Here is a 25,384-nt window from a genome sequence, read left to right as displayed (position 1 = left end):
GCGAGGTGACGTGGCAGGAGTGCGGGCGCGGGCTCACAGCGTGAGCACGCGTCGCGCCGCCCACTCCAGCGCAGGCTCCACCCTGCGGGCGACGGACGGGGCGAGGTCGACCGGCTTCAGCGCCATCCGTATCGCCATGCCGATCGGGTAATGGCGCATGACGGCGCGGGTGCTGGCCCGGCAGAATTCGCGGAACGCGGCGCCGTTGCGGCGCTCACCAGCATGGCGGGTGTGGAAGACGTGCCACAGCGCGCATTCGGCGTCGCTGTTGCGGGCCTCGATGACGCGCTTCAGCACCACGCGCAACACGCGCAGGCGGCCATGGGATTCGCGTTCCTGGTAGTCGCGGAAGTAGCGATAGAAGTGCTTGAAGTGGCGCACCTCGTCGGCGCGGATCAGGGCGGTGATGCCGGCCAGCACCGGCTCCTTCGCCGCGAGGCTGAGTGCCTCGTAGTAGGTGGCGGTGCCGGTCTCCACCACGCAGCGTGCCGCCATCTCCAGCCCCGGCGTGGGCTCGAACTCGTCCAGCGTGCACAGGGCCGAGTACTCGGCGAAGAAGGCTGTGTAGGCGGCCTGCCAGTCGAAGTCCGGATCGACGTGGCGGACGTAGTCGCGCAGCACATGGCCGTGGCGCATTTCCTCGTGCTCCCAGCCGGTGGCCAGCCAGCGGGTCAGGCTCTCGTTACCCTGCGCGTAGCTTGCGAGGTTGCGGGTGTAGAGGTCGGAGGCGATCTCCACGAACGAGGCCGCGGCAACCAGGTCCAGCAGTTGTCCCTGGCGGCGTGCCGCGTCGCGATCCACGCGGTCCCAGGGGACGGTGTCCAGGGTCCAGTCCGGCAGACGCAGGTCGTTTGCGCGCATGGGGTTCCTGTCGTCCGGCGCTTCAGCGAGGGGTGGTTCCGGCTGCCGCGCCGGCGAGCGGGGCAGGCTTGCGCACGGCCTGGCTCTCCGCCTCCGTCCGGCTGATCAGCACGTCCGATACCGCCTTGCCGACGCGCTGGAACACCACGCCGGCTTCCGTGCGGTCGTTGATGTCCGACGCGCAGGTCGTCACCACGATGGCGCGCGCGACGTCCTGCGGGTTGATCACCGCCATGTGGCAGGCGCGCCGGTGCTGGGTGCCGGTCTTGTGGATGATCATCTCGCTCTTGGGGATGCCGCCTTCCAGCCGGTAATCGCCGCGGCGGCCGTACTTCATCATCTTGAAGATCGCCTGGGTACTTTGCGCCGACAGCAGCTTGCCGCGCACCAGTTGCTCCAGCATGTCGCCGTAGCCCTGCAGCGTCGCGGTGTTCATGCCGCGCTGGTAGTAGCGCGCATAGGCTTCGCTGAAGTTCTTCGCCTTCAGGTCCCGCTCGCGCAGGTCCAACTCGCGGCGCACTGCCGCGACGCGTTGCGGGCCGATGTCCGGGCCGGCCACCTTGATGAGCTGCTGGTTGTCGAGCCTGCGTGCATCCGGGTGCAGTTCCGCGTAGATCTCGCGGCGCACGGTCACGAAGCTGGTGAGCTCCACCTTGCTGCCCAGCAGCGATTTCGCGGTGCTGTTCAGGTTGTCGATCCCCACGGTGCGGATCAGCAGGTTGGCGGCGGTGTTGTCACTCACGCCCAGCATGCGGGTCAGCAGCGATTCCACGGTGTACCGGCTGCCGTTCTCCGCCCAGGACAGCTCGCCGGCGCCATCCACCTTGTCCTGTTCCTGCAGCGTCAGCGGCGTCTGCAGGCTCAGCTTGCCGGCGTCTACCTGGCGCAGCACGGTGATGGCGATCGGCACCTTCACGGTGGAGCTGAGATACCAGGGCTGGTCGGCCGCGTGCGAGTAGGTTTCGCCGGTCGACAGGCGCTTCACGTACACGCCCAGCTTGCCGGTCGACTGCCGGTCGATGCGATCGATCTGCTCGCCCAGCGCGTCCTGCCAGCCCTGCGCGTCCTGTGCGCTGGCCGTCTCAACGTGGGGGACCAGCAGGCACGCCGCCAGCAGGGCGAGCAGCAGGCTGCGCAGCGGGGGCGCGCTGGCCGGTGGCGTGGCCGGGTCCTCCGGCGCGGGTTGCAGGCGCCACGGCAGGCGGGACGGTGGGCGGCACAGGTGTTGCGGCGGACAGGACTTCTTCTCGCGAGAGTGGGGGGCAGCTTGGTTCATCGGGGATTCCTCTTGTTATCAGGCCGGAGCGGCACAGCGCCACGCCGACGTCGCGCAGCGCGCGTTCGGACCGTTCAAGTGAGAGTTCGCCGCGCGCGCAGGCGGCTATGACGATGCGTTGCATGTGCAGGCCGTGCGGCACGGTGATGACGCCGCTGTCGCAGATGCGCCGGCGCTGGGTGCCGGTCTTGTGGGCGAACTGCGCGCCGGGAATCAGGCCGGCCTTCACCCGATGCGTGCCGGTGGCGGTGCGGCGCATTACGCCCAGCAGGTAGTCGGTCTGTTTCGCGGACAGCAGCTCGCCATCGGCGAGGGCTTCCAGCAGTTCGCCGTAGGCGGACAGGCGTGCGCTGTTCACGCCGCTCGCGTAGTAGGCGGCGAAGGCTTCGTCCAGCGATGCGCGCCTGAACCTCGCGACGGGTGTCTCGGTGAGGCGGGACAGCAGCGCCAGGCGGTCCTTGTCGCGAACCTGCCGGTGCAGCAGCAACAGGTCGGTGCCGGCCAGCCGTTCCGCCGCCGGAGTCAGCTCGCCATACACCAGGCGACGTACGTCACCCAGCGTGGTGATGCGGCCGAAGTCGTCGCCGCCAATCTCGCGGGCCACGTAGTTGACGTTACGGATGCCCACCAGCTCGATCAGCATGTCGCTGGCCGTGTTGTCGCTGTGGATGATCATCTGCTCCAGCAGGAAGCGCACGCTCAGGTGCGCGCCGACGCGCTGGCGGTTGGTGAGGCCGGCGCCGTCCACGTAGTCCGCGGCACGTAGGGTGATCTTGCTGTCCAGCGTGAACAGCCCCGCGTCGACGCCGCGCAGCACGGCGATGGCCACCGGCACCTTGACGGTGGACGCGAGGTACCAGGTCTCGCTGGCGCGGTAGCGTGCGGTCTGGCCTGACTCCAGGTCACGCACGTAGACGCCGATCTCCGCGCCGCGATGTTCCGCGTCCACCACGTCCAGCGCTTTTTCGAAGCGCTTGGTCCACGCTGCGGCGGGCGCATCGGCCAAGGGGTCCGCCGCGCTGGTCACCGGATTGCCGAGCGCCAGCGCGACGCTCACCGCGAGTGCACGCAGCGCACGCGCAGGGCGACGCTGCGGCGGGCGCACGGCGCGGTCCGCTGCAAGCTGCTGTGGCGACACGCGATCGCTATGGCCATCGCAATGCCGCCGGTGGGAACGAAGAGTTGCGTGATGCACGATCCGGGTCCCGGTCAGGACGGATCGGCTCAAGTTACGGTGCTGCGGTGCGGGGACGTTGTAAGAGGCGTCCTATCGTCAGGTCGGCGAGCCGCCCGACGAATCTGGTGCCGCCAGCTGCCGCAGCGGGACGGAGTCCCGCTGCGGCAGGTTCAGCCGGTCAGGCGACCGTATCGGCGGACTTCGTCGCGGCCTGCGCGGCACCCAGCCGACGGGCGACGGTGAACTGGTTGGCCGGGCGGGCCAGCCCCAGGTTCTCGCGCAGGGTCCTGCCCTCGTACTCGGTGCGGAACAGGCCGCGGCGTTGCAGCTCCGGCACCACGAGGTCGACGAATTCGTCGAGTGACTCCGGCAGCACCGGCGGCATCACGTTGAAGCCGTCTGCCGCCTCGTTCTCGAACCACTCCTGCATCCTGTCGGCGATGGTCTGCGGCGTGCCCACCACCACCCAGTGGCCACGCGCACCGGCGAGGTACTCGTAGAGCTGGCGCACCGTGAAGCCCTCGCGCTTTGCCAGCGTCAGCACCACGTTCTGGCGGCTGTTGCGACCCTTTTCCAGCTCGGGGTAGTAGGGCGGCGGTGCGTCGAGGTTCCATGTCGTGACGTCCTCGCCGGGCCAGAACTTGGCGATCTCGCCCAGGCCCACCGACGGGTGGATGAGACCCTGCAGCTTCGCCCACTTCGCCTGCGCTTCCTCCTCGGTACGGCCGATCACCGGCGAGATGCCGGGCAGGACCAGCAGCTCTTCCGGGCGGCGGCCGTACTTCGCCATGCGGCCCTTGATGTCGCGGTAAAAAGCCTGCGCTTCGGCGAGGCTGGTCCACGCGGTGAAGATGGCTTCCGCGGTGGCGGCGGCCAGTTCGCGGCCGGGCTCGCTGGAGCCGGCCTGCACGATCACCGGGTAGCCCTGCGGCGGGCGCTCGATGTTCAGCGGACCACTCACCTTGAAGAACTTGCCGTCGTGGTTGATCTTGTGGAGCTTGGCCGGATCGAAGTACACGCCGGACGCTGCGTCGCGCTTGAAGGCATCGTCCTCGAAGCTGTCCCACAGGCCCTTCACGACGTCGACGAATTCATGCGCGCGCTCGTAGCGCAGCTCCGGCTCCGGGTGCTTGTCGTAGCCGAAGTTGCCGAACACCGTCTCGGCGCTGGTGGTGACCACGTTCCACGCGGCACGCCCCTTGGAGATGTGGTCCAGCGAGGCGAACTTGCGCGCCAGCAGGAAGGGATCTTCGTAGGTGGTGGAGGCGGTGGCGACGAAGCCGATGTGCTTGGTGGCGACGGCGAGCGCGGCCCACAGCGTGACCGGCTCGAAGTGCGACACGCGGCCCTGGCGGCTGAAGGCCTCCGGGTCGTTGATCCAGCGGATGCCCGGGCTGTCGGCGACGAAGACCTGGTCGAACAGGCCGCGCTCGGCGGTTTTCGCGACCTCGATGTAGTGATCGATGTTCACGCCGGAATCGATCTGCGATCCGGGATGGCGCCAGGCGGCGACGTGGTGGCCGGTGGCCATGATGAAAGCGCCGAGGCGCAGCTTGCGTTGGCTCATGGGAAGTCTCCGGGAGGTTCCGAGAAAGTCAGAAAGGACGGGCACCGGCCAGGCTCACGCGCTTGAGCACGCGGCGCTCGCCGGCGTCGAAGGCGGTGCGCGCATGCAGGGTGGCCTGGTTGTCCCAATGCACGATGTCGCCCACTTCCCAGCGGTGGGTGTACTGGTACTTCGGTTGCGACAGGTGGGCGCGCAGATGCGCGATCAGCGCGATGCCGACGCTGGGCTCCACGCCGACCAGCTCCACCTCGGAGTGGGTGGCGAGGAACAGGATCCGGCGGCCGCTGCGCGGATGGGTGCGCACCAGCGGATGCGGAAAGCCGTGGCCCAGCGGGGTGACGTCCGGCGTGCGGTAGAGCGGTCGCTTCTGGCCGCTGGCGCGCACGAAGGGGTTGTAGGTGATGAGCTGCAGGCCCTCGATGCGGCGCTGCGTCTCTTCGTCCAGGTCGGCATAGGCCTGGGCAAGGTTGTACCAGGTGGTGTCGCCACCCACGCGCGGCACTTCCTGCGCGTACAGCAGCGAGCCGGCGGAGGGCAGCGGCGTCCACTGGTGGTCGATGTGCGGATACAGCTCGCCGTTGCCGGTGTAGCCGCCCTCCACGTTGGCCACCGGCACCACGTCGGGCGCGGTGCCGCCGTGATCGGACGAGCCCAGCACCGGCACGTCGGCCGGCGAATGGAACACCGGCCCGAAGTGCGTGGCGAAGGCCAGCAGCTGTTCGTCGCTCAACAGTTGCTGCTTGAAGACCAGGATGCCGTTGTCGTCCAGCGCGTTCTGCAGGCGCTGCACCAGCGCGGCCGTCAGGGGACGGCGGCCGTCGAGATTGCGCACCACGGCACCGACGCCGCCACCGGTGGCGGTGATGCTGACGTCGTCGGCGCGCTGGGCGGGCAGGTCGCTGTACGCGGCGGCGTGCACGGCCAGCGACAACTGGGTGAACAGCGGCGTGATGGCGAAGCGCGTGTTGTCGAGCGGCGCGGGACTGGGCGCCACGAGGACGGGACTGGAAGCGAGGGGTTCGGCAACGGTGCTCATGCGGGCTCCTGTGACAGGCGAGGGCGCCAGGTGTTGCGCGGCGTTCGCTCGGGTTCGGGTAGGAGCCCATTGCATGCGTCGTGCCAGTGGCCAGCGTCGATTGCGGCACGACAGGGAGAGCCTGCTTGGGCGGGCGTTCGCGGGTACTGGCGGTAACCGGCACGAATGCACGCAGTGCGACCTGCTGCGGCGGATGCAACAGGAGGCCGCAGGCACTGCCCGGATTGCGACAGTGCGGGCTGGTCTCAGTAGCCGAGCTGCTTGTCCACCACGTTGTGCAACGGCTCGCCACGCAGCGCGCGCCCGATGTTGTCACTGAAGATGCGTAGCGTGCGGGCGCCGTTGTGCGGTGTGCTGCCGGAAGTGTGCGCGGTGATGATGACCTTGGGGTGCAGCCACAGTGTGGCCTCGGGTGGCAGCGGCTCCGGGTCGGTGACGTCCAGGCCGGCACCGGCAAGGTGACCGCTGTCCAGCGCGGCCAGCAATGCCGGGCTGTCGATGATCGGACCGCGGCCTATGTTGTACACGTAGGCGCCGCGCTTGATACGGGCGATCCTGGCGGCGTCGAACAGGCCTTGTGTCTCCGCCGTCAGCGGTAGCGTGATGGCGACGTGATCGGCCCGGGCCAGCACGGCATCCAATCCCGAGGCATCAAAGACCTCATGAGCACCCGACACCTTGTCGCCGGTCTTGCTGCGACGTACGCCCAGCACGTGCAGCCCCAGGGCTTCCGCTTTGCGCGCCAGCGCTTGGCCGATGGCGCCCAGTCCGATGACGGCCAGGGTCTGTCCCTCCAGTTCAAACACCCCGGGCAGCGGCTTGTAGGCACCCTTGCCGGTAGGTCCCAGCCATTCGCTGCGTGCCTGGGCGCGGCCCAGTACGTGCAGTTGCCGCGCGAAGGACAGCGCCAGCGCGAGGATGTGTTCCGCGATGTTTGTCGCGTGCACACCACTGCTGTTGGTCAGCAGGATGCCGCTGTCGCGCAGGCGCTGCGACAGTACGCGGTCCACGCCCGCACCGAGCGCGTGGATCCAGCGCAGGCGAGGCGCATGGGCCAGCACTTCGTCGATACCCAGGTCGTAGCGCAGCAGGATGGCTTCGGCGTCCGCCACCTGAGTACGCCAGTCCTCACCATGGGCGACGCTGAAGGCGAGCTGCGGCCAGGTGGCCTGCAAGTGCACCAGGTCCTCGCCGGCGCGTGGATTGCTCAGCACGATGTTGTGCAGCGACTGCAGGTCGGGCTCTGCATGGCTGGCCGTGGCAACGCCTGCGGTGCTCCTAGCATCAAGGCTCATGGGCGCGTCTCGTGTCAGCGACTGCTGCCAAGGCGTTCGACGCGGGCGCCACCGGTGTCGCGCAATGGTTTGCCGTTCGCATCGAACTGGGTCCAGTAGTTCTCCAGCTGCAGCTCCTTCAGCGCGGCGTTCTGCCAGCGCCGGTCGATCCATTGATCGACGTCGAACTTCTTGCGGATCAGCTTGTACTGGAAGGCCTCTTCCACCGATTGCTTGTTGCGCGCGACCGCGTAGGCGTCGAACAACGGCGAGAAACGCCAGGCCAGTGGCACGCCCTGGTACTCCCAGTTGTAGTGGGCTTCGGTGACGCGTCCGGCGGAGGCCCACAGTTTGATGACCTCGGCGCGGTTGACGTCTTCCGAGGTGTAGTGCGCAGCTTTCAGCAGCGCCTTGACGATGCGCTTGGTGGTCTCCGGGTACTTCGCCGAGAAGTCCTCGTGTACGAGGATGTGGCCCTGGCCGTTGTTGGTGGGCTCTTCACGCGTGCTGTACACCACTTTGCCTTCGCCCTTGTCGACCAGGAACAGGTTGTTGTTGCTGCCGAACACCGCGTCGAGGTCGCCGGACTGGAAGGCGGCGAGGGACGCTGCCGGCTCCAGGTTCACGAGCTTGACGTCGCGCTCGGTCAGCTTGTGGCGCTGGAAGGCGCGGTTGGCGGCCAGTTGCGTGGCGGTGCCCTTGTGCAGGCCGATGCGCTTGCCGCGGATGTCGCTGAACTTCTCTATGCCACTACCGGTGCGGGCGATCAGGTAGGTGTTGGTGCGACCAGTCACCAGCACCAGGCGCGCCGGCACGCCGACCGAGCGGCCGACGATGGAGGGCAGATCACCCAGTGTCGTGAAATCCAGTTGCTTGTTGGTCAAGGCTTCGTTGACGGCGGGGCCCTGGCCCTTGAAGAAGATCCACTCGACCTTGGTCTTGTCGTTCCTGAATTCCTCTTCCACGAATCCACGTTGCTGGGCGACGGCGTTCCAGCCGGTACCCACGCGCGGGGGATTGCCGACGCCAGCGTTGGATACGCCGAAGCGGATGACGGCGGGCGGCTCCTCGGCGCGTGCCGCACCGACGCCGGCCAGGCCGAGGAGTGCGAGCAGGAGGTAGAGCGCCGCGAGGAGTGGCTGGCGGATACGCGATGTGGATTCCTTGTGCATGGTGGGTTCCGTTCGTTGGTAGGGAAGTGGGTGGCGGGCCGGCAGGGAATGGAGCGGGGCCGCCTTGCAGCGTTCGTTCTGCAACTTGCGGTCCACATGCCTTGGGTATTTCCGTTCTGCTGCGCGACCAGCAGGAGCACGCCGGACACTGTGCGACGCGCGACAGCGTCGCGGCGGCTGTGTGGGCTGCGCAGCAGGTGCGTGTCGGGCAGGTGCGACGGCGCGGTGCCGGGCTTGCTCATATACGGCGCGCCCATGCCGGATATTCGTTCTGCTTCTGAACCGTTCGCAGCAGCGTGCGGTGCGGATGCTGCGTGACGTACATGGCCGCGCGTTCCTGTGCGACGGGAATCGCCGAAAAGCCCCGTGAAACGGGGATTTACCGTCTCGGCACGCTAGTTGCGAAGGAGGGTTCCAACGCTCCTGGCCCGACACGGGTCAGGTGGTGAAACGCCCTCACGACATAACAGGAGCATCAGCATGAAATCCACCCACATCGCCAACAGCCGTCGCCTGCGACGTCCCGCCTTCCTGGGCCGCCTCGCTGCTGCGCTGGGGCTCGTCACCACCCTGGCCGCCACCGCGCTGCCGGCCGCGGCGGAAGCGCCGCCCGCGGAAATCCGATTTGCCTTCGCCAGCCCCAAGGTCGGCTCGCCGCCGCAGTACACCCTGGGCAGTGCAGGCATTGCCTTCACCAAGGGCTGGTTTGAAGAGGAGTTCAAGAACGACAAGACGAAGATCGAGTTCTTCTTCTTCAAGGGTGCGGGTCCGGCAGTGAATGAAGCCTTCACCAACAAGCAGATCGATTTTGCTGCCCATGGTGACCTGCCTTCCGTGATTGGTCGTGCTGCCGGCCTGAAGACGCGTCTGCTGTTCGCCAACAACCACCGCAACAACATCTACCTGGCGGTCCCGCCGAACTCCACGTTGAAGTCAGTGAAAGAGTTGAAGGGCAAGAAGGTGTCCTTCTTCAAGGGCACCAACTCGCAGACGCCGATCAACCGTCTGCTGCGCGCCAACGGCCTGACCGAGCGCGACATCCGCGTGGTGAACCTGGATACCGCCAGTGGCAAGGCAGCGCTGTTGAATGGCGACATCGACGCCCTGTTCGGCAGCATCGACCTGCTGACCCTGCGCGACGAAGGAAAGCTGAAGATCCTCTACACCAGCAACGGCGATTCGCCGATCTATACCCGCCAGGCGCACATCCACGTGGATGACGAGTTCGCCACCAAGTATCCGGAGACCACCAAGCGCATCGTCAAGGTGCTGGTGAAGGCCGCGCATTGGGGGTCCTTGCCGGAGAACCGTGCCGAGGTGCTGAAGCTGTGGGCGATTCCCGGCGTGTATACCGTGGGCATTCTTGAAGAAGACTACGGTCCTGACCTGAAGGATCGTTTCAGCCCGTACTTCGACCCCTTCCTGGTCGGCCGCTACAAGGATGTCGTGAAAGACGCGCTGGAGTACAAGCTCACCCGCAAGACTTTCGATGTCGAACCCTGGGTGGATCGCAGCTTCCTCAATGCGGTGCTGAAGGAAGAAAAGCTCGAAGGCTTCTGGGTGCCGCTGGATGTGAACGGCAAGCCCATCAAGGGCGCTGCCCGCGGTAGTGCAGCCAGTGACAAGGCCGCTCCGCCGGCTGCGAAGACTGCCGCCAATACGGCAGCCAAGTAAGCCACCGGCCGCTGCCCGCTTTTCCAGGAGACCCGCATGTCATCCTTCCTCGTTCCTCACCGGACGGCACTCACCGGCAGCGAGCTGGCGGTCGAGCTGCCGGCGGGCGGTGGGCTGGGCCTTGGTGCCGAGCCTGCCGCATCCCGGCGTCCGTCCGCATTCTCCATCTGGGTCGAGGCCCGCCTGCAATCCGTCCGCGATAACTGGCAGGCCGCGACGGGCCGTTTCCTCCTCGCCTGGGTGCTGCCGCTGGCGGTGTTCGCCCTCTGGTGGGCAGCGGCGAAGTACGGCTGGGTGGCGGAGCAGATCCTGCCGCCGCCGGCCTTCGTGGCGCAGACTTTCGGTGAGCTGTGGCAGAGCGGCGACATCACCACCAACCTCGGCATCAGCCTGTTGCGCGTGGTGTATGGCTTCCTCATCGGCGCCGGCCTCGGTCTCGTGCTGGGTGTGGCGATGGGCCTGTCGCCGGTGGCGAAGGATTACATCCATCCCATCTTCAACGCCTTCGCGCAGGTGCCCTCGCTGGGTTGGCTGCCGCTGCTGATGATGCTGGTCGGCATCGAGGAATCGCTGAAGATCATCCTCATCACCAAGGCGGTGCTGGTGCCGGTAGCGATCAACACCTACCAGGGCATCAGCAACGTGCCGACACGCCTGATCGAGGTGGCGCGGGTCTACAACTTCACGCGTGCGCAGCTGCTGCGCAAGGTGGTTTTCCCGGCCGCATTCCCGCAGATCTGGAGTGGTGTGCGCTTCGGCATGACGAAGGCCTGGCTGGCGCTGGTGGCGGTGGAGCTGCTGGCGTCCAGCGAAGGCCTGGGCTTCCTGCTGGTGTATGGCCGCCAGCTGTTCCAGCTCGACGTGGTGATGTCCGCGGTGATCGTCGTGGGCGCTGTCGGCTTCACGCTGGACAAGGGCCTGGAGCTGGTGGAGCGACGCCTGCTGCGCTGGCGCCGCGAGAGTTTCTGAGGAGCATGCGATGAGTCGATCCGAAACCCCGGCGCAGCCCACCGGCTTCGCTGCCGCACCCCGCGCGGTGACCGCGGTCGTGCCGAAGAAGAAGGCCGTCGCCGGCCCCACGCCGCGCTGGAAGAAGGTGCTGCGCGGCCTGACCATCCCGGTGCTGCTGCTGGTGCTGTGGTCCAGCGCCTTCCGCTTCGGCTGGGTGCGCACAGACTTCCTGGCACCGCCGGAACAGGTGTGGGACACCTTCCTGCGCCTGTCTTCCAACGGCTACCTGTGGGAGTCGCTGTACGCCAGCCTGCGTCGTGACGTCATCGGCTTCTGCATCGGCTCGGTGATCGGGCTGGTGGTCGGCGTGGGCATGGGCTTCTCGCGCTGGATCGACCGCGTGGTCGGCCCCAGCTTCCACACCGTCAAGCAGGTGTCCCTGCTGGCCTGGATTCCGCTGCTGTCCTTGTGGTTCGGACTCGGCGATCCGGCCAAGGTGGCCTTCCTGTCGCTGGCCGCCTTCTTCCCGACGGTGCTGAACACCTATGAGGGCATCCGCAGCGTGCCGCGCGAGCTGGTGGAAGTGGCGCGCGTGTTCGACTACTCGCGCTGGCAGCTGATCCGCCGCGTGGTGTTGCCGGCCGCGCTGCCGTCCATCCTCACCGGTGTGCAACTGGCGCTGATGTACTCGTGGATCGCGACGCTGGGGGCGGAGTACGTGCTGACCTCCGGCGTGGGCATCGGCAACCTGATGGTGGATGGCCGCGAACACTTCTGGTTCGACCAGGTGATCCTCGGCGTGATCGTCGTCGGCCTGGTGGGCTACCTGCTCAACACGGCCTCGCAGATTGCGGAGAAGCGCCTTCTCGGCTGGCGGGGGACGTCCATCGCCAAGTTCAGCTAGCCACCTGAAGTTCCTTACTGTCCCGGGCTCCCGCGCGATTTCCTGTCGCGCGGGAGCGCCGTTTTTCCAGCTCTCCACTTCGCGCAGCGAAGCATTGTCCTCGTCGAGTCCTCCATGAACGCACCCGAACCCAGGCTCTCCTCTCCTTCTGCCACCGCCCCTGTTGTTGATCCGCACGCCTTGTTGAGTGCCCGTTACGGCACGGCGCCCGAAGGCGTTCCGTCCATCGCGCTGAACCCCGTGCTGGAAACGCTGTTGTCGCACCGCTCGGTGCGCGCCTTCCTGCCCGATGCCTTGCCGGCCGGTACGCTGGAGTGGCTGATCGCTGCGGCGCAATCCGCGTCCAGCTCCTCGAACCTGCAGGTGTTCAGCGTGGTGGCGGTGGAGCAGTCGGCGCGCAAGGCGGCGCTGGCAGAGCTGGCCGGCAACCAGAGTTTCATCCGCGACGCGCCGGTGTTCCTCGCCTGGCTGATCGACCTGTCGCGCATCGAGCAGATTGCTCGTGACACGGCCGCGCCAGCGGAAGGCCTGAAGTACCTGGACACTTTCATCATGGGTGCCATCGACGCCGCACTGGCCGCGCAGAACGTCTTCACCGCCGCCGAATCGCTGGGCCTCGGGGGTGTCTATGTCGGCGCGCTGCGCAACCAGCCGGAGCCGGTGTCGGCCGTGCTGGGTTTGCCGCAGCACGTGTTCCCGATCTTCGGCCTGGCCCTGGGCCGCCCCGACCCGGCACGCCCGGCTGACGTGAAGCCGCGCCTGGCCCAGTCGCTGATGCTGCATCGCGAGCAGTACTCGCAAGCCCCCATCGCGGAGCGGATCGCCGATTATGACGCACACATCGAGGCCTTCAACCGCGCGCAGGGCCAACCGCCCGCACGCTGGACGGAACGCACCCTGGCGCGTCTGAAGGACGGCGCCGCGCTGCGTGGCCGCGACCGCCTCAAGGAAGCACTGGCGAATCAGGGCTTCGAGCTGCGCTGAGCGGCAGGCGATTCCCGAGTCATCGGGTGCTCGCTTCATCCGTTCCCCGAGCCGCCCTTCCCTGCGAGCAGGGAATGGCGACTTGTGTCTCTCCCGTCCCCCTATTGATCCACACTCACTCCTCGCTTATCTCTGCTCAATGAGTTCATCACTTCGATCCGGCTTCGGCGTGCTGCGTCATCGCAGCTTCAGCTTCTACCTTTCCGCCAAGCTGCTGGCGACCCTGGCGGTTCAGATGCAGAGCGTCGCCATCGGCTGGCAGGTGTATGCCATCAGTGGTGACGTGTTCGACCTGGGCCTCATCGGGCTCGCGCAGTTCCTGCCTTTCCTGTTCCTCATCCTGCCGGCCGGGCAGGTGGCGGACCGGCACAACCGGCGCAACGTGATTGCCGGCTGCTTCGCCATCGAGCTGTTGTGTGCAGCGCTGCTGCTTGGCTTCACGCTGCTTTCCCTGCAGACGTTGTGGCCGGTGTTTGCGGTGCTGGCCCTGTTCGGCGTCGCGCGTGCCTTCGCCATGCCCTCGCAGCAGGCCATCATCATGAACCTCGTGCCGGCGGAGGACTTCGGCCAGGCTGTGGCGCTCAGTTCCTCCACCTTCCACGTCGCGGTGATTGCCGGTCCGGCCCTAGGCGGCGTGCTGTACCTGGCGGGGCCGGGCACTGTGTATGCGCTGGTTGCGATCATCCTGCTGCTGTCGCTGGTGCTGATGCTGCGCATCCACAGCAAGCAGGAGTTGCGTCCGCCCACGGGCGATGCCTGGCACGAGCTGCTGGAAGGCCTGCGCTTCGTGCGTACGCGGCCAGTGGTGCTGGGGGCGATATCGCTGGACCTCTTCGCCGTGCTGTTCGGGGGCGCCGTCGCCTTGCTGCCCGCCTACGCGCGCGACGTGCTGCACGCCGGTCCCATCGGCCTCGGTCTGCTGCGTACCGCGCCGGCGGTGGGCGCGGCGTTGACGGCCCTGGCGCTGGTCTACTGGCCGATCACCCGACGCGTCGGGCCGTGGATGTTCGGTGGCGTGGCGGTGTTCGGCCTCGCCACCATCGTGCTCGGCAGTACCGAGCATTTCGCCATCGCACTCGCGGCGCTGGTGCTGACCGGCGCGGGAGACATGGTCAGCGTCTACATCCGTCACGTGCTGGTGCAGTTCGAAACGCCGGACGAGATCCGCGGCCGCGTCAGCGCGGTGAGCGCGGTGTTCATCGGGGCTTCCAACGAACTGGGCGAGTTCGAGTCCGGTGCCACGGCGGGCTGGTTCGGCCTGCGTCCGGCCATCGTCATCGGCGGCATTGCGACGCTGGGTGTCACCGTGCTGTGGACCCGGCTGTTCCCGGTGTTGCGCAAGATGGATCGCTTCCCGCACGTGCAGCGTAACGAAGTGCCGGCAACCGTTGCTACCGCTGGATTGCCGTCGCTCGCGCAGCCGAGTGCAAGTAGTGCCTGAGTGCAGCATTCTTCCGGTCATCCGCGCGCTGTCGCTGCAGGACCTGCCCGCGCTGCTCCATCTCTATGGCAAGTTGCATCCTGGCCAGTTGCATCCCGGTGATACACCGCCGTCGCCGGATGTGACAGCGGCGACCTGGGCAGCGATCCTCGGCAATCCCGCCTTGCAGGTGCTGGGACGTTTCCTGGCAGAGACATCGCCAGAGACGCTGGTGGCGACCTGCAGCCTGAGCACCGTGCCCAACCTGAACGCGTGGCGGTCGTTCATATGCATTGGGGGAGAAAGTAGTCACCGATGCCACGTATCGCCGCCAGGGGCACGGAGGCGCAGTGCTACGGGAGGCCATCGAGCGCGTACGTGCGGCGAACTGCTACAAGCGCATGCTGCTGACCGGTCGCAAGGATGCCGCCACGCTCGGCTTCTATCGCGGCTTGGGTTTCGATGCGGAAGCCAAGCAGGGAATGATCATCGACCTGCGCGCCGGTCCCGGCAGCCTGCAAGCAAAGCAGACCGTTGGCTGAGCGCGTGACGGACATCGTTATACCGGCATGGCCGGTCATTCATCTCTTCATCCATCCATGACGTCCAGCTACAGATTCCAGCGTGCTCCAGGCAGCCCGGTGCTGCCCACCACGCCGTTCCGCTTCATCCTGCATTTCGTGCTGCAGTACCGCTGGTGGTACGGCACGATGGTGGTGTTCGAGACGCTCAATGCCACCTGCGGGATCATGATTCCCTACGCCATCTCGCAGATCATCAAGCGCGTGACGGCCAGCGGCGGTGCATCGGCCGACCTGATGGCCTCCCTGCAGGGACCGCTGATGCTGTTCGTGGCTTTCAGCATCGGCGAGGTGCTGGCCGGACGAACCGCCGGGGGCATCCAGATCCGTCTCGGGCCGCGCCAGCGCCAGAACGTCACGCGCTCGCTCTACCACTACCTGCAGCATCACTCGCACCGCTACGTCGCCAGCAACTTTGCCGGCGCGCTGGCCCATCGCATCTCGGAGACCTCGATGGGTGTGACGCAGACGCTGTGGTCCATCATCACCGAGTTCTGGCCGACGACCATCGTCATCAGTGTGTCGGTGGCACTGCTATTCGGTGCCCATGTGCAGCTAGGGCTCTTTGCGCTGATATGGGCAGTGGCTTTCGTGGGCCTGTCCTTCGTGCTGGCACGTGCCTGCCAGCCATACGCCTTCAAGGCAGCCTCGGCACGCAGCGAGACGACCGGGGCAGTGGTGGACTCGGTGACCAATCTCACCAGCGTGCGACTTTTCGCGCGCCTGGGCTTCGAGCGCTCACACCTGGACGAGACGCTGCGTCGCGAGTTCAAGGCAGTGCGCCGCTCCAACAATTATTCGGAACGGGTGCGCTGGTTCCAGTTCTCGGCAGCGGCCGTGCTCAAGATCGGCCTGCTGTACTACGCGCTGCGCCTGTGGGGGCAGGGCGCCATCGGAGTGGGCGAGTTCGTCATGGCGGTCAGCCTGTCGCTGCTGATCATCAACGAGGCGCGCAACCTGAGTCGCCGCTTCCTGGAATTCTTCGAGTTCATCGGCAACGTGGCCAACGGTGTGCACACCATCGTGCAGCCCCACGAGCTGGTGGACCGCGACGATGCGCAACCTGCGCGGGTCACGCGTGGCGACATTGCTTTCAGGAAAGTGGACTTCCACTACGCGGCGGACAAGCCGGTTTTCCAGGCACTCGAACTCACGATTCCCGCTGGCCAGCGCGTCGGCCTGGTCGGCCAGTCGGGTTCCGGAAAGTCCAGTTTCGTCAGCCTGTTGTTGCGCCTGTACGATCCCCAGCGCGGCCGCATCGAGATCGACGGCCATGACATCCGCGCGATGACGCAGGACTCGCTGCACAGCCAGCTCGCGCTGATTCCGCAGGATCCCAGCCTGTTCCATCGCAGCCTGCGCGAGAACATCCGCTACGGTCGCGTCGAGGCCGGCGACGAGGAGGTGGAAGCGGCCGCGCGCAAGGCGCACGCGCATGAGTTCATCGCGCAGATCAAGGAGGGCTACGACGCGATGGTGGGCGAGCGCGGCGTCAAGCTGTCCGGTGGCCAGCGCCAGCGTATCGCGATCGCCCGCGTGATCCTGAAGAACGCGCCCATCCTGATCCTCGACGAGGCCACCTCGGCACTGGACTCGATTACCGAGCAGGCTATCCAGCAGACCCTGGACGAGGAGATGCGCGACAAGACGGTGATCGTGGTGGCGCACCGTCTGTCCACCATCGCCCACCTGGACCGCATCCTCGTCTTCGACAACGGCCGCATCGTCGAGGATGGTCCGCACGAAGCACTGCTGGCGAGGCGAGGCGCGTACTGGCGGCTGTGGAGCAGGCAGGTGAATGGCTTCCTGCCTGAAGCATCGGCAAGCGACACCGCCGTGAGCAAGGATGCAACCATCTCGACGCCGTCGCTCACGGGGCCGGCGGACGACCACCCGCAAGAAAGCTTGATGCCGGCCTGAGCCGCAATCAGCACGTCGCCGGCCTCGACAGCTGCCGGTGCCGGGTAGCTGGTTTGTCGGTGGCGTGCTGCTCGCTTCCGTGCCGATGCCGAGCCATCTGGCGTGCCCAAGGCATCTCGCAACTCCTGCACGTGGCAGGTCTTCAGCCGCGTGCCCTGCGCGTCGCCGCCTCGCGCAGGAATTCGCCGATCAGCGCCGCACCATCCAGCAGGTGGCTGGCCTCCGGCGGATGGAATTCCGGGTGCCATTGCACGCCGTACACGAAGCTGCTGCCGTTCCAGCGGATGGCTTCCACAACGTTGTCGCCGAGCGAGCGGGCCTCGACGGTCAGGCTGTTGCCGAGGTCCTTGATGCTCTGGTGGTGGATGCTGTTGACCTGGGCCTGGCCCATAGTCGGGTAGAGGCGGGCGAGCAGGGAGTCCGGCAGCAGTTCCAGGTCATGGATGTGCGTGTCGTAGGCTTCCTTGTCCACGTGGATGTGGGCGCCGTCGATCTGCGTGGCGATGTCCTGGTACAGCGTGCCGCCGAACGCCACGTTGAGCAGCTGGCAGCCACGGCAGATGCCCAGCACCGGCTTGCCCTGGATGATGCATTCCCAGATGAGGTCCAGCTCGTAGAGGTCGCGCACGCGGTCGCCTGACCATTCCGGGCGCAGGGCCTCTTCGCCGTAGCTCACCGGGCTGACGTCGGCGCCGCCCTGCAGCACGAGGCCGTCGATGGCGCGCACGTAGTCGCTGACGTGCACCGCGGCACGGCGCAGGCCGCTTTCGGACTCCAGCGTGGGGATCATGAAGGCCAGCGCGCCTTCCGCGATGACCCAGTGGGCCAGCGATTGCTCCAGGTACTGCAGCGTCTTGTTGCGGAAACCCATTTCGGCCGGCACCTTGTGCAGCAGGCGGGCGGTGAGCCCGATGCGCAGGGGTGCAGGCCGTTCAGGGGCAACAGGAAGAGGAGGAGGTTCTAGTTGTTTCCGCGCCATCTTTGCGCCACTTGCCACACCAGGTCGCCGAAGGAGCGGGTCGGTGCATACGCTTCGCGCATCCAGAACGCATCGTTGCCTTCACGCGCCACCTTTTCAAGCCCCAGCAGCAGGGCGGTGACGTCGAGTTCGGCCGAATGCGGGGCCAGCTTCTGCAGGGTTTCGATGAAATCGTCGCGCAGGACTTTCTTCTCGCGCGTGGTCGGGTCGATGAACGATCCGTCGAAACCGAAGCGGGCCGCCTGGAAGCGGTTGAAGGTGTAAACGGCGTACAGCGATTCGTCGATGACAAAGGGGCGTTCGATCAGCAGGTAGCGGCACACCGCCTGCGAGAAGGCGGCCAGCGCCACGGCGCGTTCGATGTCCAGCGGCGTGTCGCAGATGCGGATCTCCACGGTGCCGAATTCCGGCTTGGGGCGGATGTCCCAGTAGAAGTCCTTCATGCTCTCCACCACGCCGAAGCCGCGCATGTGCTCGAAGTAGGCGATGAACTCGCTCCACTTGCGCACCAGCGGCGCGCGGCCCGACAGCGGGAAGGCGGACACGGCGTTGAGTCGCGAGGAGTCGAAGGCGGTATCCACGCCCTGGTAGTAGGGCGAGGCGGCCGACAGCGCGATGAAGTGCGGCAGGTAGCGCGACAGCGCATGCAGCAGGAACAGCGCCTCGTCACCGTTGGGACAACCGACGTGGATGTGCTGGCCGAACACGGTGAACTGCTTGGCGAGGTAGCCGTACTGTTCGTGCAGGTGGTGGAAGCGCGGCTTGTCGAAGATCTTGCGCTCCGCCCAATGCTGGAAGGGGTGGGCGCCGCCGCCGCAGATCAGCAGGTTGAGCTGGTCGGCGGCCTGGATCAAGGTGCGACGTACGTCGGTGAGCTCCGCGCTCATCGTCGCGCAGTTGTGATGCACGCTGGTGCTCACCTCGATCATGCTCTCGGTGATCTCCGGCTTGAAGTCGCCGTGGTGCTGCTTGCGCTCGATCAGCGCCAGCAGCTCGGTGGCGCCGCGCGTGAGGTCGCCATCCAGGCGGCTGACGATCTGCAGCTCCAGTTCGACACCCAGCGTGAGCGTCTCGGACCGCGAGAAGTCCAGCGAGTAGTCCTGCTCGGGTTGCGCGGCGTCGGCAAGGATTTCAGTGGCGGCCATGTCAGCGCTCCGGGTTGGTTTCGTCAGCGCGCTTCAGCGCGAACTGCAGGGCCGGTGGCGCCAGCACTTCCATGATGATCAGCGCGGTGAGCACGATGGCGGCGAGTTGCGCGCCCAGTTCCGGCCACACCTGGATGGTGCGTTCCACCCACAGCAGGGCGGCGCCGGTCATGGGCAGCAGGCCGATGGACAGCAGCGAGGCCTTGCGCTGGGACAGGCCGCTTGGATACGCGAAGGCGAAGACACCGATGATCTTGCCCAGTGCACGGGCGGCGATCAGTGCCACGGCCGGCACCATGGCCGCGCCGACGGCGTCGAGTTGCAGCAGCGAGCCGGTGGACACGAAGACCACGATCAGCGCGAGGCGACCGATGAGGCCGAAGTCCATCGGCTGCAGGCGGCGTTGCCTGTCCCAGGCGCGTGCCAGCGTGCCGCCGACCAGCAGCGTGATGACGACGGAGAGTTGCAGCGTGTCGGCCAGCGCAACCGCGGCGATGATCAGCGCGATGGCGCCGATGGTCTGCGTGCCGTGCGCGGGCCGCAGGCGTGCCAGCAGGGCCAGCACGGCCAGCGCCAGCAACCCGCCCAGCACGACCGACCCGGCAATGAGATAGAGCGGATGCAGCAGGCTGATTTCCAGGCGGCTGGCATCGGTCATGTGCTGCCAGGCGTAGACGATGCCTACCGCGACGAAGGACATGGCGCTGTTGAGGGCGGCCAGCATGTGCAGGCGTTCGGTGATCGGGCCGCGCGCGGCCGCGTCCTTGCAGACCGACAGCACCACGGCCGGGCCCGTGGCGCAGGCCAGCGCCGCGGCCAGCACCGCCACCGGGCCGGGCACGTCGATGAAGTACAGCAGGCTCGCGGTCAGCACGAAGGCCAGCCCGGCCTCGGCGACCCCGGTGGCGAGCAGCCAGGGGTTGCGGCGCAGCCAGCCCAGGTCGATGCGCTGGCCCAGCTCGAACAGCAGCAGGCCGAAGGCCACCGTGAAGAACGGGCGCAGGCGTTCGAAGATGTCGGGTGCCCACTGGCCACCAAGCTGCGGGCTCAGCAGCAAGCCGGTGAAGACATAGCCGGTGATGCGCGGCAGGCGCAGCCGATGGGCAAGTTCGCCCAGCAGTACGGCGACCAGCAGCGTGACGCCGAACCACAGCAGGTTGCCGAAGACTGGCGGCCAGGCCGGCAGGAAGAAATACTCGGTCATTGCGTTGGACCCTCCCGGGGCAGGCATCGATATCGGCCGGGCCGGTACTGCGCGGGTGTGCCGCGATAATGGCGCCGGACGTTCTTTGGATTTTTAAGCCGTCCGTTGAGCGGACGATGATGGTCGATGCCGAGGTTTGTCGCCACAGAGCGCCAATGAGTTCCGCACCGTGCAACAGGGTGGTCGAGACAGGTGGCCCGGATCAACCTAGAATCAGGGACTTCGCGCAGCCCGGCGTGGCGGGCGACGCGCAGCATGATCCACCCTGTTTCATTCCGGACGCCTCAGTGAATACCCTCACCAGCCTCACCCTCACCCGCCCAGACGACTGGCATATCCACCTGCGCGATGGCGCCGCCCTGGCGCGCACCGTGCCGGACGCCGCGCGCCGCTTCGGCCGTGCCATCGTCATGCCCAACCTGAAGCCGCCGGTGACCACCGTGGCACTGGCCGCCGAGTACCGTTCGCGCATTCTTGCCGCGGTGCCGGACGGCCTCAAGTTCGAACCGCTGATGACGTTGTACCTCACAGACAGGACCGAGCCGGACGAGATTGATCGGGCGGCGGAGAGCGGTTTTGTCCATGCGGTGAAGCTGTACCCGGCCGGAGCCACCACCAATTCCGACGCCGGCGTTACCGCGATGGAGCGTGTCTATCCAGTGCTGGAGCGGATGGAGAAGCGCGGGGTGGTGCTCTGTGTGCACGGGGAGGTGACCCATGCTGACGTTGACGTGTTTGATCGCGAGCGTGTTTTTATTGATCGCGTGTTCGCGCCACTTGCGCAAAGATTCCAGGGCCTACGCACGGTCTTCGAGCACATCACGACGCAGGACGCGGCGCAGTTCGTGAGCGAGGCGGGCGACAACATCGCCGCCACCATCACGGCCCACCACCTGTTGTTGAACCGCAACCACATGCTGGTGGGCGGCATCCGTCCGCACTATTACTGCCTGCCGATCCTCAAGCGCGACACGCACCGCAAGGCGCTGGTCGCGGCGGCCATTTCCGGCAACCCGCGGTTCTTCCTCGGGACCGATTCCGCGCCGCATGCGCAGAGCACCAAGGAGGCCGCCTGCGGCTGCGCCGGTTGCTACACGGCGCATGCCGGCATCGAGCTGTACGCCGAAGCCTTCGAGCAGGCGGGCGCGCTGGACAAGCTGGAAGGCTTCGCCAGCCATCACGGCCCCGATTGGTACCGCCTGCCGCGCAATCCGGACCGCATCACGCTGACGCGGGAAGACTGGGCGGTGCCGGCGACCATCGACTACCTGCCTGGCGACCCCATCGTGCCGCTGCGTGCCGGCGAGCACTGTCACTGGAAGCTGGCCTGATCCAGTCCGGCCACGACAACCATCACTGCACCCGGAGAACCCACCACCATGCGTCGCGCCCTGATTGTCCTTGCTGCGGTCCTGCTGTCGGGCTGCGTGAACGAAGGGGCGTCGTACATGGTGGCGGACGACCCGCATCATTCCATCTCGCTGTTGCGCGAGCAGCGCTGGGTGTGGGACGACAAGATCGAGCAGCACGTGGTGGTGGCGCGCTACCCGGAATGCCAGTCGCGCTACGACATTGCAGGTGGCGTGAAAGGCAACGTGCAGATCGAGCTGTTCGAGGCGCGGCCGATGCTGTACGTGCTGCACCAGGGGCGCGACTGGTATGCGCTGGGCACCGAGGAGTGCAAGCTGCAGCGCTTCGATGCGCCGCCGGATGCCGCCAACCTGCGGGCTCTCGGCAGCTTCCGCTACCAGGGCGAACAGCTGGGCTTCGTCGCCGCGAAAGCACAGTGAGCGGGCAGTCCCCGCTCAGGCGATGAAGCGGCCGACGTCGATTCCCCATTTCTTGGGGTCTTCGTGCGCCACGATGCTGTCGGCGCCACCGAAGCCCATGCCGCGCGACAGATCCAGCTCGTAGGGCTCCACCGGTGTCTTGCTCTTGCTGTTGAAGACGATCTTCAGCAGCGGCTGCAGCAGGTTCTTCTCGTTCTGCTGCAGGACCACGCCCAGGCGGCCGGACTCCAGCCGCACGAGCGTGCCTACCGGGTAGATTCCCACGCAACGGATGAAGGCCTGTACCAGCGGCGGGTCGAAGTGGTGGGCGCTCCATTCATGCAGCTTGCGTAGCGCGTCGGTAGCCGGGATGCCGCGGTGGTAGCAACGGTCGGCGGTGATGGCGTCGTACACGTCCGCGATCGCTGCCATGCGCACCACCTGCTGGATGCGGTCCGGCGGCAGGCCGTCGGGGTAGCCCTTGCCATCCATGCGCTCGTGATGATGCAGCGTGATGTCCAGCGGAATGTCGCCGACCTCTGGCGTCTTGCGCAGGATGTCGTAGCCGTCGCGAGGGTGGCGCTTGATGATGTCGAACTCGGCGTCGGTCAGGCGGCCGGGCTTGTTGAGGACGTGGTCCGGCACCAGCGCCTTGCCGGTGTCGTGCAGCAGGCCGCCCATGCCGACGAGGTGGGTGGTCTCGTCGTCCAGCCCCAGGCTGCGCGCAAACGCAACCAGCAGAGCGCAGACGCTGACGCAGTGCAGGAAGGTGTAGTCGTCCTTATTCTTGATGGTCAGCAGGCCGACCAGGGCGCCGCCGTTGCGCAGGATGGACGTGGTGATCTGCTCGACGATGCCTTCCGCCTGCTCGACCTCCACCGCGCGGCCGAGCCGGGCGTCCGCCATTACATTGCGCACCAGCGCCTGGGCACGGCTCTTGACGGCGGTCGCCCGCGCCATCTCTTCGGCAGTGCTCACGCGGATCACCGGGGCGGGTGCGTCCTGCGCAAGCTTGATGATCTCCTGCTGCAGGCTTTCCCGGACTTCCGCCTCGGTGGGCGCGTCGGGTGCGTCCAAGCCCCGGTCGGTGTCGATATAGACGTTGTGGATGCCGGTTTCGACGATCTTGGCGATCTGCTTCTCGTCCGACACCTTGAAGCTGGAGCGCAGGAAAGGATGGGTCAGCCAGTCGCAGTCCAGCTCCTGGATATACATGCCGACGCGCAGCACTGAGACGGGAATCTTCTTGATCATGGCGTGTTCCGGGCTACCCATCGGTTATCGGCCACCTCTTGCCAAGCTGAATGCCTGACAAATCAAGGACACAATCTGCACGGAACTCCGCTGCTGATAACTCCGTACAATGGCCGCCGGAAGTCCGCCAGGCAGTCGCTGCATGTGTTCGCATGTGGAGGAAAGTCCGGGCCCCGCAGGGCAGGATGCCGGCTAACGGCCGGGCGCCGTGAGGCGACGGAAAGTGGAACAGAAAACACACCGCCGATGGCCCGCAAGGGATCAGGCAAGGTTGAAATGGTGCCGGACCGAGCGCAAGCAAGGTGCGGGGCGATGCGCAAGCACCGTCGGGTAAGAGCCCACCGCAGGACTGGTGACAGGACTGGCACGCTAAACCCCATCCGGGGCAAGGCCAAATAGGGGGGCGTCGATGCGGCCCGCAGAGCCCCCGGGTAGGCTGCTAGAGCGGCACAGCAATGTGTCGCCCAGAGGAATGACTGCCCCGTAGCCGCAAGGCTGCGCGACAGAACCCGGCTTATCGGCGGACTTCCCCCCGATTCAGATCCCTTCCGCTGCAGCGAGGCACGGCAGCACGCACCGGCGTGACCGTCGCCCGGCCGCGCCGCACACGCTTGCCACGAGCGTCCCGCCTCCGCCTATCTCGATCGTCGTAAACCCCTGTCCTTACGGGCTTTCCGCCATGCCCTTTGCTTGACCGTGATTTTTATTTTCACTAGAGTGGTGCAAAGTGGTGTGAAATGGGTAAAAGTGGGTGAAAGGACGATATCCGGCGCTGTGCCGGGTGGTCTAGGCCCTCTCCGGACAAGGAATCAGCGAGCCAAATGTTTCAGGGTGCAGCCATGCTCAGTCTCGATGCGAAGGGTCGCCTCGGCGTTCCCGCGCGGCATCGCGACGCGCTGGCGGCCACCTGCGGCGGCCGCCTAGTGCTGACCGCCCACCCGCACAAATGCCTGGCGATCTACCCGGAACCGGCGTGGACGCCGATCCGCGACCAGCTCACCGCGCTGCCCAGCCTGGGCGATCCGCGCATCGCGCAGGTCAAGCGCCTGCTGGTGGGTTTTGCGCGCGAGGAGCTGGTGGATACCGCCGGCCGTGTGCTGATCGCACCGGAACTGCGCGACTGGGCCGGGCTGGAGAAGCAGGTCTGGCTGGTCGGGCAGGGCAAGGGCTTCGAGTTGTGGTCGGACGAGCGCTGGCGCGCCCAGCAGGACGAGTTGCTGTCGCAGCTCAGCACCGCCGGCATGCCGCCGGGGCTGGAAAACCTGTCGCTGTGAGCGGAGGCCTGAGCCACGTCACGGTGCTGTTGCAGGAGGCGGTCGATGCGCTGGCGATACAGCCCGACGGCCTCTACATAGACGCGACGTTCGGCCGCGGCGGCCACAGCGGCGCAGTGCTGCGCAAGCTGGGCGAGGCAGGGCGGCTGGTGGCCTTCGATCGCGATCCGCAGGCCATCGCGGCTGGGCAGGCGCTGGGCGACGAACGCCTGAGGCTGGTGCACGAGCCGTTCTCGGCGATGGATGAAGCGCTTGATGCCGCGGGCATCGGGCAGGTGGATGGGGTGTTGATGGATCTGGGCGTGTCGTCGCCGCAACTGGACGACCCGAGCCGGGGAATGAGTTTCAGGTTCGATGCGCCGCTGGACATGCGCATGGATCCGACCCGTGGCGAAAGTGCCGCGGACTGGCTGGCCCGCGCGAGCGTGGCCGAAATCACAACAGTGGTGAGGGAATACGGTGAAGAACGGTTTGCTTATGCGATTGCAAAGGCGGTTGCAACTGCTCGGCAAGGGCGGGCTGTTGCAACCACTGGACAACTTGCCGCGATCGTGGAAGCGGCCGTCCGTACACGCGAGCCGGGCCAGCACCCGGCGACGCGCACCTTCCAGGCTGTACGGATTTTCGTTAACCGGGAGCTTGAGGAGCTTTCGCTGACGCTGCCGCAGGCGGCACGGCGACTGAAACCGGGAGGCAGGCTGGTGGTCATCGCATTCCACTCGCTGGAGGACCGCATCGTGAAGCGCTTCATGCGCGATCACGCGCGTCCGCCCGCGCTGCCCCGCGGCCTGCCGATCCGAGAGTCGGAGCGCCCGCGCCCGCCGTTGACGCTGGAAGGCGATGCGATCCGCCCCTCGGCGGCCGAGGTGTCCGCCAACCCGCGTGCCCGCAGCGCCATCATGCGCGTCGCGGTGCGCAACGATGCGCCGTGGCTGGACCTCGGCAGCGCGGAGGCCTGAACG

At 66.7% G+C, this 25,384-nt stretch carries 22 protein-coding genes and 1 other RNA gene; 12 read left to right on the top strand and 11 right to left on the bottom strand.

All coding sequences use genetic code 11. From position 1 onward, the window contains the following. Nucleotides 1-33 precede the first annotated feature (33 nt). The 7 genes from VVD47_RS07955 to VVD47_RS07925 form a co-directional block, all read right to left on the bottom strand. Entirely contained in the window at nucleotides 34-861 is an 828-nt protein-coding gene (locus VVD47_RS07955; protein WP_327602868.1) for a ferritin-like domain-containing protein, read from the bottom strand. Nucleotides 862-883: 22 nt separating this feature from the next. Further along, nucleotides 884-1,846, bottom strand: a complete 963-nt coding sequence (locus VVD47_RS07950; RefSeq protein WP_327603201.1) for a serine hydrolase — start codon at nucleotides 1,844-1,846, stop codon at nucleotides 884-886. Between the two features lie 97 nt (nucleotides 1,847-1,943). Further along, entirely contained in the window at nucleotides 1,944-3,242 is a 1,299-nt protein-coding gene (locus VVD47_RS07945; protein ID WP_327602867.1) for a serine hydrolase, read from the bottom strand. A gap of 250 nt (nucleotides 3,243-3,492) precedes the next feature. After that, nucleotides 3,493-4,881, bottom strand: a complete 1,389-nt coding sequence (locus tag VVD47_RS07940; protein WP_327602866.1) for an LLM class flavin-dependent oxidoreductase — start codon at nucleotides 4,879-4,881, stop codon at nucleotides 3,493-3,495. A gap of 28 nt (nucleotides 4,882-4,909) precedes the next feature. Further along, nucleotides 4,910-5,917, bottom strand: a complete 1,008-nt coding sequence (locus tag VVD47_RS07935; RefSeq protein ID WP_327602865.1) for a TauD/TfdA dioxygenase family protein — start codon at nucleotides 5,915-5,917, stop codon at nucleotides 4,910-4,912. Nucleotides 5,918-6,162: 245 nt separating this feature from the next. Further along, nucleotides 6,163-7,212, bottom strand: coding sequence for a D-2-hydroxyacid dehydrogenase (locus tag VVD47_RS07930; protein WP_327602864.1), 1,050 nt, complete (start codon nucleotides 7,210-7,212; stop codon nucleotides 6,163-6,165). Nucleotides 7,213-7,226: 14 nt separating this feature from the next. Continuing rightward, complete coding sequence (locus VVD47_RS07925; RefSeq protein ID WP_327602863.1) at nucleotides 7,227-8,363, bottom strand: ABC transporter substrate-binding protein; 1,137 nt, start codon at nucleotides 8,361-8,363, stop codon at nucleotides 7,227-7,229. Between the two features lie 480 nt (nucleotides 8,364-8,843). On the opposite strand from VVD47_RS07925, the gene VVD47_RS07920 reads away from it, so the two are divergent. From VVD47_RS07920 to VVD47_RS07890, 7 genes are all read left to right on the top strand, one after another. Continuing rightward, a complete protein-coding gene (locus VVD47_RS07920; protein WP_327602862.1) occupies nucleotides 8,844-10,037 on the top strand; it encodes an ABC transporter substrate-binding protein in 1,194 nt (397 codons plus the stop codon). Nucleotides 10,038-10,073: 36 nt separating this feature from the next. Next, nucleotides 10,074-11,006 carry an ABC transporter permease gene (locus VVD47_RS07915; protein WP_327602861.1) on the top strand — a complete coding sequence of 311 codons (933 nt, stop codon included), beginning with the start codon at nucleotides 10,074-10,076 and terminating at the stop codon, nucleotides 11,004-11,006. 10 nt (nucleotides 11,007-11,016) lie between these two features. Further along, the gene (locus VVD47_RS07910) at nucleotides 11,017-11,892 is read left to right on the top strand and encodes an ABC transporter permease (RefSeq protein ID WP_327602860.1); all 876 of its coding nucleotides are present in this window, start codon (nucleotides 11,017-11,019) and stop codon (nucleotides 11,890-11,892) included. Between the two features lie 114 nt (nucleotides 11,893-12,006). Beyond that, nucleotides 12,007-12,876: an NADPH-dependent oxidoreductase gene (locus tag VVD47_RS07905; RefSeq protein ID WP_327602859.1), complete on the top strand. Its 870-nt coding sequence runs from the start codon at nucleotides 12,007-12,009 to the stop codon at nucleotides 12,874-12,876. A gap of 139 nt (nucleotides 12,877-13,015) precedes the next feature. Next, on the top strand, nucleotides 13,016-14,317 hold the full coding sequence (locus VVD47_RS07900) for an MFS transporter (RefSeq protein WP_327602858.1): 1,302 nt from the start codon (nucleotides 13,016-13,018) through the stop codon (nucleotides 14,315-14,317). A 272-nt stretch (nucleotides 14,318-14,589) separates the two neighbouring features. Next, nucleotides 14,590-14,838 (top strand): GNAT family N-acetyltransferase, encoded by a 249-nt coding sequence (locus VVD47_RS07895; protein WP_327602857.1) that lies wholly within the window; start codon nucleotides 14,590-14,592, stop codon nucleotides 14,836-14,838. 57 nt (nucleotides 14,839-14,895) lie between these two features. Continuing rightward, nucleotides 14,896-16,797 (top strand): ABC transporter ATP-binding protein, encoded by a 1,902-nt coding sequence (locus VVD47_RS07890; protein ID WP_327602856.1) that lies wholly within the window; start codon nucleotides 14,896-14,898, stop codon nucleotides 16,795-16,797. A gap of 142 nt (nucleotides 16,798-16,939) precedes the next feature. On the opposite strand, the gene VVD47_RS07885 is transcribed toward VVD47_RS07890, so the two are convergent. Genes VVD47_RS07885 through VVD47_RS07875 form a run of 3 tightly spaced genes read right to left on the bottom strand, consistent with a single transcriptional unit; the run spans nucleotide 16,940 to nucleotide 20,125 of the window. Beyond that, nucleotides 16,940-17,776, bottom strand: coding sequence for a gamma-glutamyl-gamma-aminobutyrate hydrolase family protein (locus VVD47_RS07885; RefSeq protein ID WP_327602855.1), 837 nt, complete (start codon nucleotides 17,774-17,776; stop codon nucleotides 16,940-16,942). Further along, nucleotides 17,758-18,921, bottom strand: coding sequence for a YbdK family carboxylate-amine ligase (locus VVD47_RS07880; RefSeq protein WP_327602854.1), 1,164 nt, complete (start codon nucleotides 18,919-18,921; stop codon nucleotides 17,758-17,760). Before VVD47_RS07880 ends, VVD47_RS07885 begins: the two co-directional genes overlap by 19 nt. A gap of 1 nt (nucleotide 18,922) precedes the next feature. Continuing rightward, nucleotides 18,923-20,125, bottom strand: coding sequence for a cation:proton antiporter (locus VVD47_RS07875; RefSeq protein WP_327602853.1), 1,203 nt, complete (start codon nucleotides 20,123-20,125; stop codon nucleotides 18,923-18,925). Between the two features lie 287 nt (nucleotides 20,126-20,412). On the opposite strand from VVD47_RS07875, the gene pyrC reads away from it, so the two are divergent. Further along, on the top strand, nucleotides 20,413-21,456 hold the full coding sequence (gene pyrC, locus VVD47_RS07870) for a dihydroorotase (protein WP_327602852.1): 1,044 nt from the start codon (nucleotides 20,413-20,415) through the stop codon (nucleotides 21,454-21,456). A gap of 48 nt (nucleotides 21,457-21,504) precedes the next feature. Then, the gene (locus VVD47_RS07865; RefSeq protein WP_327602851.1) at nucleotides 21,505-21,915 is read left to right on the top strand and encodes a hypothetical protein; all 411 of its coding nucleotides are present in this window, start codon (nucleotides 21,505-21,507) and stop codon (nucleotides 21,913-21,915) included. Between the two features lie 15 nt (nucleotides 21,916-21,930). On the opposite strand, the gene VVD47_RS07860 is transcribed toward VVD47_RS07865, so the two are convergent. After that, nucleotides 21,931-23,148, bottom strand: coding sequence for an HD-GYP domain-containing protein (locus VVD47_RS07860; RefSeq protein WP_327602850.1), 1,218 nt, complete (start codon nucleotides 23,146-23,148; stop codon nucleotides 21,931-21,933). A 119-nt stretch (nucleotides 23,149-23,267) separates the two neighbouring features. On the opposite strand from VVD47_RS07860, the gene rnpB reads away from it, so the two are divergent. The 3 genes from rnpB (at nucleotide 23,268) to rsmH (ending at nucleotide 25,381) form a co-directional block, all read left to right on the top strand. Then, nucleotides 23,268-23,681, top strand: an RNA gene (gene rnpB, locus VVD47_RS07855) — RNase P RNA component class A. A gap of 288 nt (nucleotides 23,682-23,969) precedes the next feature. Further along, nucleotides 23,970-24,422 carry a division/cell wall cluster transcriptional repressor MraZ gene (mraZ, locus tag VVD47_RS07850; RefSeq protein ID WP_327602849.1) on the top strand — a complete coding sequence of 151 codons (453 nt, stop codon included), beginning with the start codon at nucleotides 23,970-23,972 and terminating at the stop codon, nucleotides 24,420-24,422. Beyond that, nucleotides 24,419-25,381 (top strand): 16S rRNA (cytosine(1402)-N(4))-methyltransferase RsmH, encoded by a 963-nt coding sequence (gene rsmH, locus VVD47_RS07845; protein WP_327602848.1) that lies wholly within the window; start codon nucleotides 24,419-24,421, stop codon nucleotides 25,379-25,381. The genes mraZ and rsmH overlap by 4 nt, the downstream gene beginning before the upstream one ends. The last annotated feature ends 3 nt before the right edge of the window (nucleotides 25,382-25,384 follow it).

Source organism: Uliginosibacterium sp. H1 (assembly GCF_036017065.1).
Classification (GTDB): domain Bacteria; phylum Pseudomonadota; class Gammaproteobacteria; order Burkholderiales; family Rhodocyclaceae; genus Uliginosibacterium.
This window is presented reverse-complemented; position numbering and strand designations above follow the sequence as displayed.

Coding starts and splice junctions, on each gene's coding strand:
- VVD47_RS07930 (WP_327602864.1), bottom strand. CDS start 7,212: ATGAGCCTTGATGCTAGGAGCACCGCAGGCGTTGCCACGGCCAGCCAT.
- VVD47_RS07935 (WP_327602865.1), bottom strand. CDS start 5,917: ATGAGCACCGTTGCCGAACCCCTCGCTTCCAGTCCCGTCCTCGTGGCG.
- VVD47_RS07875 (WP_327602853.1), bottom strand. CDS start 20,125: ATGACCGAGTATTTCTTCCTGCCGGCCTGGCCGCCAGTCTTCGGCAAC.
- VVD47_RS07890 (WP_327602856.1), top strand. CDS start 14,896: ATGACGTCCAGCTACAGATTCCAGCGTGCTCCAGGCAGCCCGGTGCTG.
- VVD47_RS07955 (WP_327602868.1), bottom strand. CDS start 861: ATGCGCGCAAACGACCTGCGTCTGCCGGACTGGACCCTGGACACCGTC.
- VVD47_RS07920 (WP_327602862.1), top strand. CDS start 8,844: ATGAAATCCACCCACATCGCCAACAGCCGTCGCCTGCGACGTCCCGCC.
- VVD47_RS07915 (WP_327602861.1), top strand. CDS start 10,074: ATGTCATCCTTCCTCGTTCCTCACCGGACGGCACTCACCGGCAGCGAG.
- VVD47_RS07900 (WP_327602858.1), top strand. CDS start 13,016: ATGAGTTCATCACTTCGATCCGGCTTCGGCGTGCTGCGTCATCGCAGC.
- mraZ (WP_327602849.1), top strand. CDS start 23,970: ATGTTTCAGGGTGCAGCCATGCTCAGTCTCGATGCGAAGGGTCGCCTC.
- VVD47_RS07880 (WP_327602854.1), bottom strand. CDS start 18,921: ATGGCCGCCACTGAAATCCTTGCCGACGCCGCGCAACCCGAGCAGGAC.
- VVD47_RS07865 (WP_327602851.1), top strand. CDS start 21,505: ATGCGTCGCGCCCTGATTGTCCTTGCTGCGGTCCTGCTGTCGGGCTGC.
- VVD47_RS07905 (WP_327602859.1), top strand. CDS start 12,007: ATGAACGCACCCGAACCCAGGCTCTCCTCTCCTTCTGCCACCGCCCCT.
- VVD47_RS07940 (WP_327602866.1), bottom strand. CDS start 4,881: ATGAGCCAACGCAAGCTGCGCCTCGGCGCTTTCATCATGGCCACCGGC.
- VVD47_RS07860 (WP_327602850.1), bottom strand. CDS start 23,148: ATGATCAAGAAGATTCCCGTCTCAGTGCTGCGCGTCGGCATGTATATC.
- VVD47_RS07925 (WP_327602863.1), bottom strand. CDS start 8,363: ATGCACAAGGAATCCACATCGCGTATCCGCCAGCCACTCCTCGCGGCG.
- VVD47_RS07885 (WP_327602855.1), bottom strand. CDS start 17,776: ATGGCGCGGAAACAACTAGAACCTCCTCCTCTTCCTGTTGCCCCTGAA.
- VVD47_RS07910 (WP_327602860.1), top strand. CDS start 11,017: ATGAGTCGATCCGAAACCCCGGCGCAGCCCACCGGCTTCGCTGCCGCA.